We start from the raw sequence: 17362 nt of genomic DNA on the forward strand, positions 1-17362 counted from the left end.
CGGGTCACTTTTTGTCTTATAAGGACTGAATAAATCAGCCCTTTCTTTGATCTTGTTTTCTCATATCAAACATGCCTGATGAGATCTCATTGAGTTTATTTAGAAATCGGTTAAAGCCAAATCCGACAAAGAAGGCGACACTGACCTGTGCAAAGGGACCATCAATATTGTCGGTGAAATCAATCATTAAAATCCCACTTTGAATAAGGGTGACAGCGATGACAGCCGTACCTGTAGCAAATAGCGGGAAGAAAATATACATGACCCAATGACGAGGATCGATTAATTTATCGTTCATATAATGGGAACAAAACATATACAGATGTCGAAGTGAACCGCCAATGGCTCCGGCGAAGAAATAATATAGGAACATTTTAATGTTTACTTGGATGTGGAGTGTTTCATCAAGTGCACCAACCCACAATACACCGATTGCTAAAAAACTGCCAAAAAATAAAACTGAGAGGTAAAATAAAATAAAGAACTTCAACCAACGTTTCACATTATCACCCCATATCTACAGTTTATGGAATGGTCTTGGAAATGGTGTCTTGAGAGACGAGGTTTGATGGCCCATTTGGGGACGAGAGATCCTTGTCTTAATGGAATATTTATAATTGTTCGTGAATAGGATATGGGGATTCTTTTGTGAGGTGGTGTTTGTGTGAATACAGGGAAAATAGCAAAGCATATAAATCAGCTTGTCTTTTCATTATTACTGTCCGGTTACAAGAGGTGTAAGCCTGACTGGTATAAGCCGTTTCGTGAGCAGCCACACCATTCACTTTGGTTTATTACAAAAGGGAGTGGCGAAGTAACAATCGACGGCACAAAGTATAAGTTGAAACCTGGTAAACTAGTAATTTTTCGGCCGGGGATGATCTGCGAAAAAAAGACATCCTCATCAAATCCGCTTGAATTTTATTTCGTTCGTTTTACATATGCAGTAGCTTTTGAGGATAAAGGGCATTGGAATTTTGAACGTCCTGAAGCAAAATCTTTTCCTTTACAGGGAGTTTTTCCAATTACTAATACGGGAAATATGATTCATGTGTTGGATCAAATCCATCAACTCTCCAAACGAAGAGGTCCGACAGTAGCGATGCAGCGAAAATTGCATTTTCAAGAATTATTGCTGATGATTATTCAAGATTTTCGCTCGCAAAAGATTACAGGAAATTCGACAATGGCCATCGATACCACTATCGATTATATTGTAAATCATTATCATGAACATATGAATCTTTCAGATTTAGCCATGATGGCAGGGTTGAGTACGAGTCATTATGCACGTCTATTTAAGGAATATGTGGGCTATAGCCCGATCGATTACTTAACACATGTTCGCATTGACCGTGCAAAAGAACTATTGGCGATTTCCGATTTTCGAATTAAAGAAATCAGCCAAAGTGTGGGGTATCAGGATGAGTTATATTTTAGCCGCATTTTTAAAAGAATCGTAGGTGTTTCCCCAACTCAATTTAGTGATAACCACAAGATATTTGTAAGTTTAACAAAAAATGACTACCCTATTTCTGATGAAAAGCCGAAATAATGGTAGTCATTTAGCTATAAGTGAAACAGTCTCGTTTTTTGTTTTTTCGTCATTTGTTGTTTGTTTTGACTCATACATAAGCGATAATACGCGCCTTTTTGTTGAAAAAGGCGAGGGTGGGTACCCATTTCTATAATTCTACCTTTATCTAAAACAATGATATTATCTGCATGTTGAATGGTGGAGAGACGATGCGCTATGATAATTGTTGTTCGGTTTTTTGAAATTCGCTTTAGGGTATCCTGCACAACGATTTCGGTTTCTGTATCAATATTGGCAGTGGCTTCATCTAATATTAAGACGTCAGGATTTGCCATCATCGCTCGTAAAAAGGACAGAAGCTGTCGTTGCCCGGTCGATAACACCGTTCCTTGTTCTCCAAGTAAAGTTTCGTATTGTTGTGGTAGGTTTTTAAAGAAGGGGTCAATCCCAACAGATTTTGCTGCTCTTCTTATTTCTTCATCACCGATTGTTTTATTATTTAGGCGAATATTATCAAATACAGTTCCTGAAAACACAAAACTGTCCTGCTGGATAATCCCCACATGCTTTCGCAACTCACTTATTTCTACATCCTTTATTGATACCCCATCTAAAGTGATACTTCCTTTTTGAATATCATAAAAACGATTGATTAATTGTATGATAGAACTTTTCCCTGCACCCGTTGCGCCAACAATACCGATTGTTTCTCCAGGGGAGATGGTGAAACTGACATCCTTTAACACCCAATCTTCTGATTGATAAGCAAACCATACATTTTTAAACTCAATTTTTCCGTTCACCTTGTCTGGCAGTTTAATAGGGTCCGCTTTATCCACTATCGTGGGCTTTGTTTCCAATGTATCAAAAATCCGTTCTGCAGATGCAAGCGCTGCTTGTATTTGATTAAACCTGTCGGCAAGACCTCGTAATGGTTCAAAAAATTGCCGTACATAGTGGGTGAATGCATACACCACGCCAAATGTAAGGGCACCGTCTAATACATTTCTGCCTCCATACCAAATTAATAAAGCCATCGAAATATTACCAAAGAAGCCAATGGATGGATTAAAAATCGAATTCAAAACGGTTTGACGCATCCCGGCCCGATAATGTTCTTGATTCAATTCATTAAATTGCTCTAATTGCTTTTCTTCACGAACAAAGATCTGAATAATACTCATACCTGATAGATTTTCTGCTAAATAGGCGTTCAATCTACTCAAGACAAAACGTACATACCTTTGAGCGTTACGAATGACTTTTTTGAAATAAAACGTAAGTAGGGCGATGAATGGAATCACTGTAAAACTAATTAATGTAAGCTTTACGCTCATTTGTAACATAATCACGATAATCCCAATTAGCAATAAGATTTCACGTATGAGATTTACAATGACTTGAGAATAAAGTTGGTTCAAAGCTTCGACATCATGTGTGATTCGTGTGACAAGTCGCCCGATTGGATTTTTATCATAAAATGAAACCTGCATACAAGATAAATGCTTCATAATTGTTTGCCGGATATCAAAGATGACAGATTGACCAGTAAATTGTAAGGAGTTATTTTGAAAATACGTAAGAACGGATGAACCAATAATCAACACAAAATAAAGCACTCCAAGCCAAATCATGCCGGTATAATCCTGGCCGCGAAATAATTGCTCCGCATCTCCTTGCAAGGATATAACCGGGTAGAAGTTGTCGTTAATGGAAATTTGATTATTCGTAATCTCATAGTTAGTTGGATTCTTTAATCCAGTATTCCAGCCATGGATGAGATAATTTGTTCCTTCGATGGAAACGATACTTGCTTTTTGCACACCAGCGGGTAGTTCACCACCAGATTCAGTTATACGAAAATACGTATGTCCCTCAAAAGTAGTAACTTCTTTCCCTTTAATACCTTGTTCGTCGAGTATATGTAATGCTTGGTCTTTTTCGGATTGGTCGACAAAAACCATAGGTGCATAGATTCCATTAATATGATTGTCAATCGCAATTTTTATTAAATAGGGCTGAGCCAGACTTGCGATAACAATCAAGGTTGTCAACAGAAGAGAGAATACAAAGAGCTTCCAATAAGGTTTTGCAAACGCGAGAATGTTTCGTAATAATTGTTGGTCACTATATTTTTTGAGTTGGTTTGTTACATTCTTCTCGATCATCGATTCCTCCTCTTAATCGCAATCGGTTTCCCATGGGAGTGGGACGGATTGACATTTAGTCCGGTCAACTGCTGGTTATGCATTTTTTTATATACCCCGTCGTTTCTTAAAAGAGTCTGATGTGTTCCCCTTTCAATAATTTTTCCTCCGTCAAGAACAATAATCTGGTCAGCGTGCTGAATTGTGGAAATTCGGTGGCTAATCAGGATTGTTGTGGTATCTTTCATTTTCGTTCTAAGTGTGTGTAAAATATTTTTTTCTGTTTTCGAATCAACAGCAGACAAGCTGTCATCAAAAATCATAATGGGTGCTTCTTTCACCAAGGCGCGAGCAATACTAACACGTTGTCGTTGGCCTCCTGATAATGACAGGCCGCGTTCCCCTAAGGAAGTTTCAAACCCTTGCGGCAAATCGGTAATATCCTGATAAACATGGGCTTGCTTTGCAGCAAGTTCCACTTGGTGATCATTAAATCCCTTTGGATCAAATCCGATATTTTCCTTGATGGATATGGAAAAAAGAAAATGATCTTGTGGAACAAACCCGATTGATTGCCGCAATGTTTTAAGCGGTATATCCCGAATATCTGTATGGTCGATAAAGATGGTTTTTCGAGGTGGATTGTAGATTCGTAGAAGTAGATTAACAAGGGTCGATTTGCCACTACCGATCTTTCCAACAATAGCTAAGGTTGTGCCTTTTGGTATGTGTAAATCAATAGAAGAAAGTGCATGACCTTGTTTATTTTGATACGAAAAAGATAGACCCTTAATCATAATGTCGCCTTGAATAGATGGCATGTTTACAATTCCTTCTTCGTCCTTGATAGAAGGTTTTGTAGAAAGTACCTCTCGTAAACGTAAATCGGCCGCGGATCCTTGTTGAAGTAAATTAATAACTTTACCTAAATTTTCAATAGGACCAACTAAAAGTGATAAATAGGTATTAAAGGCAACAAATTCACCAAGGGATATGGTGTTTTGCATAACCAAAATCGAACCAAACACAATCGAGGTAAGGTAGCTGAGCCCAACGATTCCTTGACTAAGTGAGTTGAAAAGGGAGTTAGACCGAATTAATTGTTGATTTGCCTCTACATTGGTTTGATTGTCCTGTTCGAATTTTTTTAGTTCGGATTTTTCTTGGACATATGTTTTAATGATTCTGATGCCTGAGCAATATTCTTGGACTCGGCTCGTTAAGCTGCCAATAGCTTCTTGTACTAGATTAGAGTGCATCCTAATTTTTATGCGAAATCGATAAGCCAAGTAGGTTAAACCAGGGAGTGGTAAAAGGACTAACAATGTTAAATACAAATCAATGGTCGTCGCCATCATGATGACTGTCACTGTTATTAGTACAGCTGCTTCTAATGTTTGGAACACACCTTGCATACCGATTTGTCTTAAGACATTTACATCATTAACAGCATGTGCCATTAAGTTTCCAATCCGTTGCTTTTGATAATACTCTGTTTGCAAAGTCTCCCAATGAGAAAATAATCGTTCACGAATATTTCGTTCTAACAGTCTTGATAAACGAAAAATATAAATTCTTCCTGTAGACCTGAAGGCAAATACACCAATTCCCACTATGACCATCCAAAAGGCAATCCGGATTAGTTCATCGCTGTTTGTAGAAAAGGTTTGTAGACCATCTGTGAAGACTTCAAGCAACATTGGAACAACAAGTTGCAATATGAGGGATATCGTAACCAAAATGGTACCCATTATATAGCCCCATTTATTTTGAATCAAATGCTCACGGAAAATAGGTTTCACATCCAAATCCATCACCTTCTAAAAAAATGTCGTAAGGTAAGATTACCGCATAACTTTCAAAGGTAACATGGATTTCCCTATCAACTTACATGGATTATCTTGCTATGGAAGGGGGTGGGTTTCACGTGTTTATCTGGGGGATCTCATGTGGGTCGAAGGTGTGGGTCGCAGGGACAGGTCCCGTGTCCCAGTCTGCGAGACACGAAAACTAAAGTGGAAAAAAAGAAATACTGTTGATCCCTGAAAGAAGAATACTTTCACATTTTCCGATTTTAACAACTGTAGCAAAATGGAAAAGGAAACTGGGACGATGTACCTGTCCCTCTGTCCCATCTCAAGTTTAGTACATGCTTGGAGGTACTAAGCCATTTTGAAGTACGGCTGGTAATGTGTCGTGAATGTATGGTGGTGCTGGACGTAGTTTAGGCGCTTTGGCTAATGGTTGAGGGTTTTCTACATATTTAAATACACCTTCACCATCCATACTTGGTCCACTCGCCCATCTACCTGTAGCACTTTCGTTTCCTCGAGAGAAATTGAACAGTACATGAGAAACTTCGCGTTTTTCTAACTCGCGTGGGAATGTACTAGGTACCACAATATTTTCTTTTGATTCGAGTTCATAAATTGCGGCTATCCACTGATTTTGATGCATCGTGTCTCTCGCAAGTAACCATGAAAGCATATCCTTTACACCACGGTCAGTTGTTGATTCATACAATCGAGCAACTTGCAAACGACCTTGAGATTCAGCAGTTAAATTTGCACGGAAGTCGGCTAATAGATTCCCACTCGCTATAATATAATCAGCTGTCCAACGATTGCCTACACTATCGGCTGGCATCGCTCCAAGCCCCGAAACGATTGCGTGTTGTGGGTTCATCCCACCTAGAATTGCCCCAATTACAGGATCTTTCGCAGCAATTTCTTGGTCACCAACTGGAGCGCCGTCAAGGAGTCTTGCAATCATTGTTGCCAACATTTCGATGTGAGCAAGTTCCTCCGTACCTGTATCCATAAGTAAATCCTTATATTTGCCATCAGCCCCTCGAACATTCCATCCTTGGAATAAATATTGAAGTGCAACAGAAATTTCGCCAAATTGTCCACCTAGCACCTCTTGAAGTTGTTTTGCAAAAAGCGCATCGGGACGCTCTGGTTTCGCTCGATACTGTAATTCTTTAATATGATAGAACATCGTTTATCTACCTCCACATATAAAACGAATTCATAGGTCTTGTATAAATTGCCTATGTTAATTAGAGGATGAAGCGGTACCAATTAGGTGTTTACATTAGAAAAAAATGGGTGTATGTCAGTATTTAGTACAAATTGGGGAGGGGGAGTGCACAGTTGTTCATGGGGACAGGTCAGCCACATTTAATAGAAAATGGAAATGGAATAACTGTACAAGAGTTGTAACTTTATCTAGTTTGATTCGTAGGTAAAGGAGCGATATGTTTGGAAATGGATTAATTGTAAGTTTGGGACAATGGACCTGTCCCTCTGTCCCACGAAGGAACTTTCTATCCTAGGACAGGTGTGCTTAGTTTCAGGAAGGAGTAAATAGGTATGAAAAAAGAGGATAATGGGTTGAGACCGTTTTTTCGGTTGATCTTGTCAACGAATATTCCGAAGGCAGCACTGACACTTGGTTTAGTTGGGAGTATTATTACAACTTTTGTGGGGCTGTCGATTCCGTTATTAACGCGAGAGCTTGTGGATGGATTTTCCGGAATCTCGATTAATGGTACTTTAATCGCAATCATTGCAGCTGTGTTTCTTTTACAAGCGGTGATTGATGGTGTATCAACTTATATGCTTGCTGCCGTCGGTCAACGGATTGTTTCGCGATTGCGAGAAAAAATGTGGGAAAAGCTCATCCGATTACCGGTCAGCTATTTCGATAAGCAACAAAGTGGGGAGTCGGTTAGCCGAGTAGTAAATGATACCGGAATAGTAAAGGATTTAATTTCGCAGCATTTCCCGCAATTTATAACTGGTGTTATCTCGATCATTGGGGCAATCATCATTTTGTTAATTATGGATTGGAAAATGACACTTCTCATGCTCGTATCCGTTCCACTTACAATGGTCATCATGATGCCACTTGGAGGTAAGATGGCTAAAATCTCACGAGGATTGCAGGATGAAACCGCCACATTTTCAGGAAAAATTCAACAAACCATTAGTGAGATTCGATTGATGAAGTCTTCAACAGCTGAACGCTTTGAAGCGAAAAAAGGGATTACCGGAGTCCAAAATCTACTAACATACGGGCTAAAAGAGGCAAAGATTTTCGCACTAATTGGTCCACTCATGTACACAATTGTCATGATTGTCATTGTTATTATTATTGGATATGGAGGAATCCGTGTGGCAAATAGATCAATGACCACAGGTTCACTTGTTGCATTCCTACTTTATTTGTTTCAAATTATTTTTCCGATTACATCATTTGCTATGTTTTTCACCCAGTTGCAAAAAGCAAAAGGCGCAACAGAACGGATTATTGATATCATCGAACTTCCATTAGAAGAAGGACAGAAAGGAAAAGATATTGATATTTCAAATTTACCAATTCAAGTTGAAAATGTTTCTTTTTCCTATGAAGAGGAGGAGCCAGTCATTCAAGACGTGTCATTTGAAGCAAAACCTGGCCAAATGATTGCTTTTGCAGGACCAAGTGGTGGAGGAAAAACGACGATGTTTGGCTTGTTGGAACGGTATTACGAACCAACAACTGGTGAAATTCGAATAGGTGACATTCCTATTCACGAGCTATCACTCGAATCATGGCGAAGTCAAATTGGCTATGTATCTCAGGAAAGTGCGATGATGGCGGGAACTATTCGTGAAAATTTATGCTACGGATTGAAGAATGCAGATCAAATCTCAGACGACCGCTTATGGGAAGTGGCAAAAATGGCTTATGCGGATGAATTCATTCGTGCTTTCTCACAAGGATTAGATACCGAAGTAGGGGAACGGGGTGTAAAATTATCTGGTGGACAGAGGCAACGGATTGCGATTGCCCGGGCCTTTTTACGGGATCCCAAAATTCTCATGATGGACGAGGCAACGGCAAGTCTCGATAGCCAATCCGAGAGTATTGTTCAAGAAGCATTATCGCGACTCATGGAAGGTCGCACCACCTTTGTCATTGCTCATCGATTGTCAACCATTGTGGACGCCGATCAAATCATTTTTATTGAAAAAGGAAAAGTCACAGGCAAAGGGACACATCAGGAATTAATTGAGGGCCATGACTTATATAGAAGTTTTGCAGAACAGCAGTTGACATGAGTTTATTGGACAGGTTCTATTGGGAAAATATTCAATAGAACCTGTCCTTTGTATTTATTAAAACTTTTTTTACATTAATAGTGCTTCAAGGGAATTTCGTACGAAAGCAATATTGTAACTCAGAGAAGCAGTGTATAACAAATAACTAGAAAAACGAATTAACGTTATTTTAATACACGATTCACCTCATCAATATACCGATTCGCTTCCTTTGATAGGATATTATCATTTTTCGTAATCCATCCAAATCGAAATGATGTATCAATCGAATCTTCCATATCTATCGCTATAATTTGGTCAGGGGGATGGTTCACATTAAATTTAGTAGATATATCATGTCCAATGGTAACTGCACCTAATTCTATAACAGCTTTATATATTACATCTAGATTAGTAGTTTTAAAGAAAATATCAATTGGGCCGTATAATCTTTGGAAGTTTGTAATAAAATTTTCTACATACTCATCCTTATAAATGACAAATGTTTGTTGTCGTAATAATTCGGGAGTTGTTACTTCTGTGTTAGCCAAAGGGGATTGTTTAGAAACATAAGCTAATATTTTTCCCCGGATAATCGGATTGAAATGAAGATCAGTTATCGAGTCTATATTTGATTTATTAATGGCAATGAAACCAATATCAATTTTATTTGTCCTTACATCATCTACTATTTCAAAGCTCGCTCTCTCATTTACTTCTATTTTTAAAGTAGAACCGCCCCTTTTTAAAGATAAATAAGTGTCTACGATAGGGCTTGTTAAACCTGGTATTACGGAAATCCTTAGTAAATCATTACTATTGTTTAGTTGATTTCTCGCTTCCTCTTTAACTTGGTAAATAGCATGTAATGCTTCTTGTGCTCTTTCAACAATGAAAATCCCTTCCTTTGTTGGGGTAGCACCAGTTCGATTACGATGAAACAGTTTAAGGCTGAGTTCTGCTTCTAATTTCGTAATGGCTTGACTTAGTGCAGATTGACTAATGTTTAATGTTCTCGAGGCTTCTGCCAATGATTTTACCTTTGCAACTTCTACAATATAAGATAGCTGTTCTATATTCATAATTTCACTTCCTTAAGTAATACTTAACATATGATAAATTATATTAACTTTTGCAAAAGTAATCAAAGAGTTATACTAAAAGAGTACTAGTTTATTAGAATATGGAGGGGAAACTATGCAAGCAGCAGTTTGGCATGATATGAAGGACCTACGTGTTGAAGAGATAACAGAGCCAGTCATTTCATCTGGGAAAATGAAGGTGAAAGTAGAGTGGGCAGGTATTTGCGGAAGCGACCTACATGCGTATTTACATGGCTTATCAATGGAAGCGCATCCAATTAGCGGTCAAAAGCCACCGATCACGCTAGGACATGAATTTTCTGGAACAATTGTAGAGGTTGCGGATGATGTAACACGTTATCAAGTTGGTGAAAGAGTTGCAATCGAGCCTCTTCTTTACTGTGGAGAATGCTACGCGTGTAAAAGAGGTTACTATAACCAATGTAGCAAGGTTGGCTTTGTTGGATTAAACCGAGATGGCGGTTTTGCTGAATATGTAATCGTTGATGAAAACATGGTACATGTTCTTCCTGAAAATGTTTCATTTGAGGAAGGAGCTTTGGTTGAACCAACTGCGGTTTCTTTCTATGCAGTAAGAGAAAGTAAATTAAAACCGGGTGATGCTGTTGCTATATTTGGTGCGGGACCAATCGGATTATTAACATTACTTTCTGTTAAAGCAGCTGGTGCAACACAAATTATTGTAGTTGATTTGTCAACAGAACGCTTAGAAAAAGCAAAAGAACTAGGTGCAACTACGGTTATTGATGGAATGCGTGATGATATTGTTGAAACAATTCTTGAATTATCAAACGGTGGAGTTAGTGTTGCCTATGAGTGTGCTGGAGCGCAACCAACGATGACAAGTGCTGTTGCTTCTGTAAAACAAGGTGGACAAGTTATGGCAATAGCTGTATATGCAAAACCTGTTGCAATTGATATGGGACAAGTTATGTTTAAGGCTGCCGATATTACATCTACTCTTGCATACAGACATGTATTTCCAGAAGTAATTGAGATGATTGCGACTGGTAGATTAGACGTAAAATCTGTAATCACTAAGAAAATTGAACTGAAAGACATTGTTGAAGAAGGCTTTAATCAATTAATCAATGATAAAAAGCAAGCAAAAATTTTAGTAAGACCGTAAAGGCAATAATATATTTATTTTACATAAGGGAGAGTGTGTTTGATGACAAACCTATCAGGAAAAGTCGCGATCGTTACTGGAGGAGCTTCTGGAATTGGATATGCAATTGTTCAACGTTTAATAGAATCCAACGTAAAAGTAGCAGTTGCAGATTTGAATGCAGATAAGCTGAAAGAACTTGAAGAAACTTATAAAGGAAATCTAATCGGTTGCGTTACCAATGTGACAAAAGAGAGTGATATCGAGGCTCTAGTAAGGCAAACAGTTGAAACATTTGGTGGACTTGATTACGCCTTTAATGTAGCTGGTGCTTCCAAGGCAGGTGCAATTGTAGACCAAAGTGAAGAAGATTGGGATTTCACAGTTGATCTCTGTTTAAAAGGTGTATTTTTATCTGTAAAGCATGAAGCAAAATTCATGAAGGAGAATGGAGGTGGAGCGATTGTTAACGTTGCTTCATTGAATGCTCATGTTCCGATGTTTTATGGAGCAGCTTATTCATCTGCAAAAGCGGGAGTAGAAATGTTAACGAAGAATGCAGCTTTAGAGTTAGCACAGCATAATATCCGTGTAAATGCCATTCTACCAGGATTAGTTTCGACTCCACTAACAAAAGGATTAACAGATGTTGATGCTATTAATGAAGCATATATGGAGCGTATCCCAATGAGACGTGCTGGTGCACCGGATGAAATGGCAGGACCTGCTTTATTCTTAGTCAGTGATGATGCTTCCTACGTAAATGGAGCAAGCTTGATTGTGGATGGTGCATGGGCAGTAAGTGGATATCCTGATTTGAGTAAATTTATTTAAGAAATGGTTGTGGTGTAAAACAGACGGAATGTATTTCCGTCTGTTTTATACTTTTCAGTTAGATATTTCTTTGCTAAGTCTCTTCTATTTGACCGTCAATGGTGGCTGTTCTTACCATTTGTTAGTTATCATGATGTGAACAAATCTCCAAGTAGATTAAATTTCTCATTACATAAAGAAAATATAAAAGAATACATATTGTTTAATCTACAAAAGGGAGAATTAAACATATTGATTCTACATCTGAACAATTACATAAGTAGAATGGTTGAGGAAGACTATAAAATAGATATGCATTTATTTGATTATATGTAGGTGTTATATCCAAATAATTGTATGTGATTATATTTGTAATAAATTGGTTGTTGATAGGAGTTGATTAAAATGATAATATTAATTTTGTCGTTTCGATACAAATAAATAAAACGACAAATTGCTATCTTGATTTGTTTATCTTATTATGTTAATATAATTTTATGTTCTTCGAATCTATGAAATTAACAATTAAAAAAGTGTTGACTTCATATAAAGAAACATGATATATTAGCAAAGTCGCTTTTGAGCGGCGCTAAAAAGTTCTTTGAAAACTGAACACAATACAAGCGTCAACGTTTAATTCTAAAGTAACAAATTATTGAGCAATCAATACTCTTATTGGAGAGTTTGATCCTGGCTCAGGATGAACGCTGGCGGCGTGCCTAATACATGCAAGTCGAGCGAACTTTTGGGAGCTTGCTCCCAAAAGTTAGCGGCGGACGGGTGAGTAACACGTGGGCAACCTGCCTATAAGACTGGGATAACTTCGGGAAACCGGAGCTAATACCGGATAACATATGAGACCACATGGTCTCATATTAAAAGATGGCTTTTAGCTATCACTTATAGATGGGCCCGCGGCGCATTAGCTAGTTGGTGAGGTAATGGCTCACCAAGGCGACGATGCGTAGCCGACCTGAGAGGGTGATCGGCCACACTGGGACTGAGACACGGCCCAGACTCCTACGGGAGGCAGCAGTAGGGAATCTTCCGCAATGGACGAAAGTCTGACGGAGCAACGCCGCGTGAGCGAAGAAGGTCTTCGGATCGTAAAGCTCTGTTGTTAGGGAAGAACAAGTACCGTTCGAATAGGGCGGTACCTTGACGGTACCTAACCAGAAAGCCACGGCTAACTACGTGCCAGCAGCCGCGGTAATACGTAGGTGGCAAGCGTTATCCGGAATTATTGGGCGTAAAGCGCGCGCAGGCGGTCCTTTAAGTCTGATGTGAAAGCCCACGGCTCAACCGTGGAGGGTCATTGGAAACTGGGGGACTTGAGTGCAGAAGAGGAGAGCGGAATTCCACGTGTAGCGGTGAAATGCGTAGAGATGTGGAGGAACACCAGTGGCGAAGGCGGCTCTCTGGTCTGTAACTGACGCTGAGGCGCGAAAGCGTGGGGAGCGAACAGGATTAGATACCCTGGTAGTCCACGCCGTAAACGATGAGTGCTAAGTGTTAGAGGGTTTCCGCCCTTTAGTGCTGCAGCAAACGCATTAAGCACTCCGCCTGGGGAGTACGGTCGCAAGACTGAAACTCAAAGGAATTGACGGGGGCCCGCACAAGCGGTGGAGCATGTGGTTTAATTCGAAGCAACGCGAAGAACCTTACCAGGTCTTGACATCCTTATGCCATCTCTAGAGATAGAGCTTTCCCTTCGGGGACATAAGTGACAGGTGGTGCATGGTTGTCGTCAGCTCGTGTCGTGAGATGTTGGGTTAAGTCCCGCAACGAGCGCAACCCTTGATCTTAGTTGCCAGCATTCAGTTGGGCACTCTAAGGTGACTGCCGGTGACAAACCGGAGGAAGGTGGGGATGACGTCAAATCATCATGCCCCTTATGACCTGGGCTACACACGTGCTACAATGGATGGTACAAAGGGCAGCGAAACCGCGAGGTTAAGCCAATCCCATAAAACCATTCTCAGTTCGGATTGCAGGCTGCAACTCGCCTGCATGAAGCCGGAATCGCTAGTAATCGCGGATCAGCATGCCGCGGTGAATACGTTCCCGGGCCTTGTACACACCGCCCGTCACACCACGAGAGTTTGTAACACCCGAAGTCGGTGGGGTAACCGCAAGGAGCCAGCCGCCTAAGGTGGGACAGATGATTGGGGTGAAGTCGTAACAAGGTAGCCGTATCGGAAGGTGCGGCTGGATCACCTCCTTTCTAAGGAAACTGAAGTTCTACGAACTTCATAAAAAGACGTTTTGTATTGTGGTCAGTTTTGAGAGTGCTTTTTTGTGCTTTCAATATTGCACTTGCGTCTGCTAGATTAATCGAAGATGATTGATTCCTCAGCGCAAAGCTGCATGAAGATTACTCACTGATGTTTAATCACGATGTGATTGAAGTCAGTAGCTTTGTTCCTTGAAAACTAGATAACGTAACAAAACATTCATTGAAGTAGTAAAAGTTCTTTAAAACTTGAAGGCGCACGAGAAGCAAGAAGTTCGAGGCGACGAGTTTTCGAGCAGCGGAAGTGCACTTTAGGGTGCATGAGCAGCGGAGAAAGCGAGTCAACGAAGAAATTCGCAGCTTATCGAAGCCGAAATAGGTTAAGTTATGAAGGGCGCACGGTGGATGCCTTGGCACTAGGAGCCGATGAAGGACGGTACTAACACCGATATGCTTCGGGGAGCTGTAAGTAAGCATTGATCCGAAGATTTCCGAATGGGGAAACCCACTGCTCGTAATGGGGCAGTATCCTTACCTGAATACATAGGGTAAGAGAAGGTAGACCCGGGGAACTGAAACATCTTAGTACCCGGAGGAAGAGAAAGCAAACGCGATTTCCTGAGTAGCGGCGAGCGAAACGGAAGATAGCCCAAACCAAGAGGCTTGCCTCTTGGGGTTGTAGGACACTCTATACGGAGTTACAAAAGAGCGAAGTAGACGAAGTGACCTGGAAAGGTCCGTCAGAGAAGGTAACAACCCTGTAGTCGAAACTTCGTTCTCTCTTGAGTGGATCCTGAGTACGGCGGGACACGAGAAATCCCGTCGGAAGCTGGGAGGACCATCTCCCAAGGCTAAATACTCCCTAGTGACCGATAGTGAACCAGTACCGTGAGGGAAAGGTGAAAAGCACCCCGGGAGGGGAGTGAAATAGAACCTGAAACCGTGTGCCTACAAGTAGTCAAAGCACATTTATGTGTGATGGCGTGCCTTTTGTAGAATGAACCGGCGAGTTACGATCCCGTGCAAGGTTAAGTTGAAGAGACGGAGCCGCAGCGAAAGCGAGTCTGAATAGGGCGAAATAGTACGTGGTCGTAGACCCGAAACCAGGTGATCTACCCATGTCCAGGGTGAAGTTCAGGTAACACTGAATGGAGGCCCGAACCCACGCACGTTGAAAAGTGCGGGGATGAGGTGTGGGTAGCGGAGAAATTCCAATCGAACTTGGAGATAGCTGGTTCTCTCCGAAATAGCTTTAGGGCTAGCCTCGAGTATAGAGTCTTGGAGGTAGAGCACTGATTGGACTAGGGGCCCTCATCGGGTTACCGAATTCAGTCAAACTCCGAATGCCAAAGACTTGATTCTCGGGAGTCAGACTGCGAGTGATAAGATCCGTAGTCAAGAGGGAAACAGCCCAGACCACCAGCTAAGGTCCCAAAGTATACGTTAAGTGGAAAAGGATGTGGAGTTGCTTAGACAACCAGGATGTTGGCTTAGAAGCAGCCACCATTTAAAGAGTGCGTAATAGCTCACTGGTCGAGTGACTCTGCGCCGAAAATGTACCGGGGCTAAACGTATCACCGAAGCTGTGGATTGTTCTTACGAACAATGGTAGGAGAGCGTTCTAAGTGCCGTGAAGTCAGACCGTGAGGACTGGTGGAGCGCTTAGAAGTGAGAATGCCGGTATGAGTAGCGAAAGATGGGTGAGAATCCCATCCACCGAATGCCTAAGGTTTCCTGAGGAAGGCTCGTCCGCTCAGGGTTAGTCGGGACCTAAGCCGAGGCTGAAAAGCGTAGGCGATGGACAACAGGTTGATATTCCTGTACCACCTCTTTACCGTTTGAGCGATGGAGGGACGCAGGAGGATAGGGTAAGCGCACTGTTGGATATGTGCGTCCAAGCAGTTAGACTGGTAAGTAGGCAAATCCGCTTACCGTAAGGTTGAGCTGTGATGGCGAGGGAAATATAGTACCGAAGTTCCTGATTCCACACTGCCAAGAAAAGCTTCTAGCGAGGTAAATGGTGCCCGTACCGCAAACCGACACAGGTAGGCGAGGAGAGAATCCTAAGGTGATCGAGAGAACTCTCGTTAAGGAACTCGGCAAAATGACCCCGTAACTTCGGGAGAAGGGGTGCTTTTTAGGGTGAATGCCCTGAAGAGCCGCAGTGAATAGGCCCAGGCGACTGTTTAGCAAAAACACAGGTCTCTGCGAAGCCGCAAGGCGAAGTATAGGGGCTGACACCTGCCCGGTGCTGGAAGGTTAAGAGGAGGGGTTAGCGCAAGCGAAGCTCTGAATCGAAGCCCCAGTAAACGGCGGCCGTAACTATAACGGTCCTAAGGTAGCGAAATTCCTTGTCAGGTAAGTTCTGACCCGCACGAAAGGTGTAACGATCTGGGCACTGTCTCAACGAGAGACTCGGTGAAATTATAGTACCTGTGAAGATGCAGGTTACCCGCGACAGGACGGAAAGACCCCGTGGAGCTTTACTGCAGCCTGATATTGAATTTTGGTACAGCTTGTACAGGATAGGTAGGAGCCTTGGAAGCCGGAGCGCCAGCTTCGGTGGAGGCATCGGTGGGATACTACCCTGGCTGTATTGAAATTCTAACCCGAAGGCCTTATCGGCCTTGGAGACAGTGTCAGGTGGGCAGTTTGACTGGGGCGGTCGCCTCCTAAAAAGTAACGGAGGCGCCCAAAGGTTCCCTCAGAATGGTTGGAAATCATTCGTAGAGTGTAAAGGCACAAGGGAGCTTGACTGCGAGACCTACAAGTCGAGCAGGGACGAAAGTCGGGCTTAGTGATCCGGTGGTTCCGCATGGAAGGGCCATCGCTCAACGGATAAAAGCTACCCCGGGGATAACAGGCTTATCTCCCCCAAGAGTCCACATCGACGGGGAGGTTTGGCACCTCGATGTCGGCTCATCGCATCCTGGGGCTGTAGTCGGTCCCAAGGGTTGGGCTGTTCGCCCATTAAAGCGGTACGCGAGCTGGGTTCAGAACGTCGTGAGACAGTTCGGTCCCTATCCGTCGTGGGCGTAGGAAATTTGAGAGGAGCTGTCCTTAGTACGAGAGGACCGGGATGGACACACCGCTGGTGTACCAGTTGTTCTGCCAAGGGCATAGCTGGGTAGCTATGTGTGGAAGGGATAAGTGCTGAAAGCATCTAAGCATGAAGCCCCCCTCAAGATGAGATTTCCCATAGTGTTAAACTAGTAAGATCCCTCGAAGATGACGAGGTTGATAGGTCAGAGGTGGAAGCATGGTGACATGTGCAGCTGACTGATACTAATCGATCGAGGACTTAACCAAAATACTTCGAAGATGAATGCACGTA

Annotated in this window: 9 protein-coding genes and 2 rRNA genes; 6 read left to right on the forward strand and 5 right to left on the reverse strand. The window is 41.8% G+C overall.

The genetic code is table 11. From position 1 onward, the window contains the following. Positions 1 to 34 precede the first annotated feature (34 nt). On the reverse strand, positions 35 to 502 hold the full coding sequence (locus NST91_RS11135; RefSeq protein ID WP_341331177.1) for a hypothetical protein: 468 nt from the start codon (positions 500 to 502) through the stop codon (positions 35 to 37). A 162-nt stretch (positions 503 to 664) separates the two neighbouring features. Here NST91_RS11135 and NST91_RS11140 point away from each other — a divergent pair, with 162 nt between their 5' ends. Beyond that, complete coding sequence (locus tag NST91_RS11140; protein ID WP_341331178.1) at positions 665 to 1555, forward strand: AraC family transcriptional regulator; 891 nt, start codon at positions 665 to 667, stop codon at positions 1553 to 1555. A 14-nt stretch (positions 1556 to 1569) separates the two neighbouring features. Here the strand turns inward: NST91_RS11140 and NST91_RS11145 are convergent, their stop codons facing one another. From NST91_RS11145 to NST91_RS11155, 3 genes are all read right to left on the reverse strand, one after another. Next, complete coding sequence (locus NST91_RS11145; protein WP_341331179.1) at positions 1570 to 3705, reverse strand: ABC transporter ATP-binding protein; 2136 nt, start codon at positions 3703 to 3705, stop codon at positions 1570 to 1572. Beyond that, positions 3702 to 5486, reverse strand: coding sequence for an ABC transporter ATP-binding protein (locus NST91_RS11150; protein ID WP_341333528.1), 1785 nt, complete (start codon positions 5484 to 5486; stop codon positions 3702 to 3704). The genes NST91_RS11145 and NST91_RS11150 overlap by 4 nt, the downstream gene beginning before the upstream one ends. Positions 5487 to 5826: 340 nt before the next feature. Then, positions 5827 to 6684, reverse strand: a complete 858-nt coding sequence (locus tag NST91_RS11155) for a manganese catalase (RefSeq protein ID WP_341331180.1) — start codon at positions 6682 to 6684, stop codon at positions 5827 to 5829. Positions 6685 to 7058: 374 nt separating this feature from the next. Here NST91_RS11155 and NST91_RS11160 point away from each other — a divergent pair, with 374 nt between their 5' ends. Next, a complete protein-coding gene (locus NST91_RS11160) occupies positions 7059 to 8792 on the forward strand; it encodes an ABC transporter ATP-binding protein (RefSeq protein ID WP_341331181.1) in 1734 nt (577 codons plus the stop codon). A gap of 164 nt (positions 8793 to 8956) precedes the next feature. Here NST91_RS11160 and NST91_RS11165 read toward each other — a convergent pair whose 3' ends face one another. After that, complete coding sequence (locus NST91_RS11165) at positions 8957 to 9853, reverse strand: LysR family transcriptional regulator (RefSeq protein WP_341331182.1); 897 nt, start codon at positions 9851 to 9853, stop codon at positions 8957 to 8959. Between the two features lie 115 nt (positions 9854 to 9968). Between NST91_RS11165 and NST91_RS11170 the strand changes: the two genes are divergently transcribed. The 4 genes from NST91_RS11170 (at position 9969) to NST91_RS11185 (ending at position 17337) form a co-directional block, all read left to right on the forward strand. Further along, positions 9969 to 11003: a 2,3-butanediol dehydrogenase gene (locus NST91_RS11170; RefSeq protein ID WP_341331183.1), complete on the forward strand. Its 1035-nt coding sequence runs from the start codon at positions 9969 to 9971 to the stop codon at positions 11001 to 11003. A 42-nt stretch (positions 11004 to 11045) separates the two neighbouring features. Then, positions 11046 to 11816 (forward strand): SDR family NAD(P)-dependent oxidoreductase, encoded by a 771-nt coding sequence (locus NST91_RS11175; protein WP_341331184.1) that lies wholly within the window; start codon positions 11046 to 11048, stop codon positions 11814 to 11816. A 651-nt stretch (positions 11817 to 12467) separates the two neighbouring features. Further along, a 16S ribosomal RNA gene (locus NST91_RS11180) occupies positions 12468 to 14019 on the forward strand. 387 nt (positions 14020 to 14406) lie between these two features. Further along, positions 14407 to 17337 (forward strand): 23S ribosomal RNA (locus NST91_RS11185). Together the 16S and 23S rRNA genes form the textbook arrangement of a ribosomal RNA operon. The last annotated feature ends 25 nt before the right edge of the window (positions 17338 to 17362 follow it).

The organism is Ferdinandcohnia sp. FSL W7-1320 (assembly GCF_038050315.1).
In the GTDB taxonomy this organism is placed as follows: domain Bacteria; phylum Bacillota; class Bacilli; order Bacillales; family Bacillaceae_L; genus Ferdinandcohnia; species Ferdinandcohnia aciditolerans.

Coding starts and splice junctions, on each gene's coding strand:
- NST91_RS11145 (WP_341331179.1), bottom strand. CDS start 3,705: ATGATCGAGAAGAATGTAACAAACCAACTCAAAAAATATAGTGACCAA.
- NST91_RS11155 (WP_341331180.1), bottom strand. CDS start 6,684: ATGTTCTATCATATTAAAGAATTACAGTATCGAGCGAAACCAGAGCGT.
- NST91_RS11160 (WP_341331181.1), top strand. CDS start 7,059: ATGAAAAAAGAGGATAATGGGTTGAGACCGTTTTTTCGGTTGATCTTG.
- NST91_RS11165 (WP_341331182.1), bottom strand. CDS start 9,853: ATGAATATAGAACAGCTATCTTATATTGTAGAAGTTGCAAAGGTAAAA.
- NST91_RS11170 (WP_341331183.1), top strand. CDS start 9,969: ATGCAAGCAGCAGTTTGGCATGATATGAAGGACCTACGTGTTGAAGAG.
- NST91_RS11175 (WP_341331184.1), top strand. CDS start 11,046: ATGACAAACCTATCAGGAAAAGTCGCGATCGTTACTGGAGGAGCTTCT.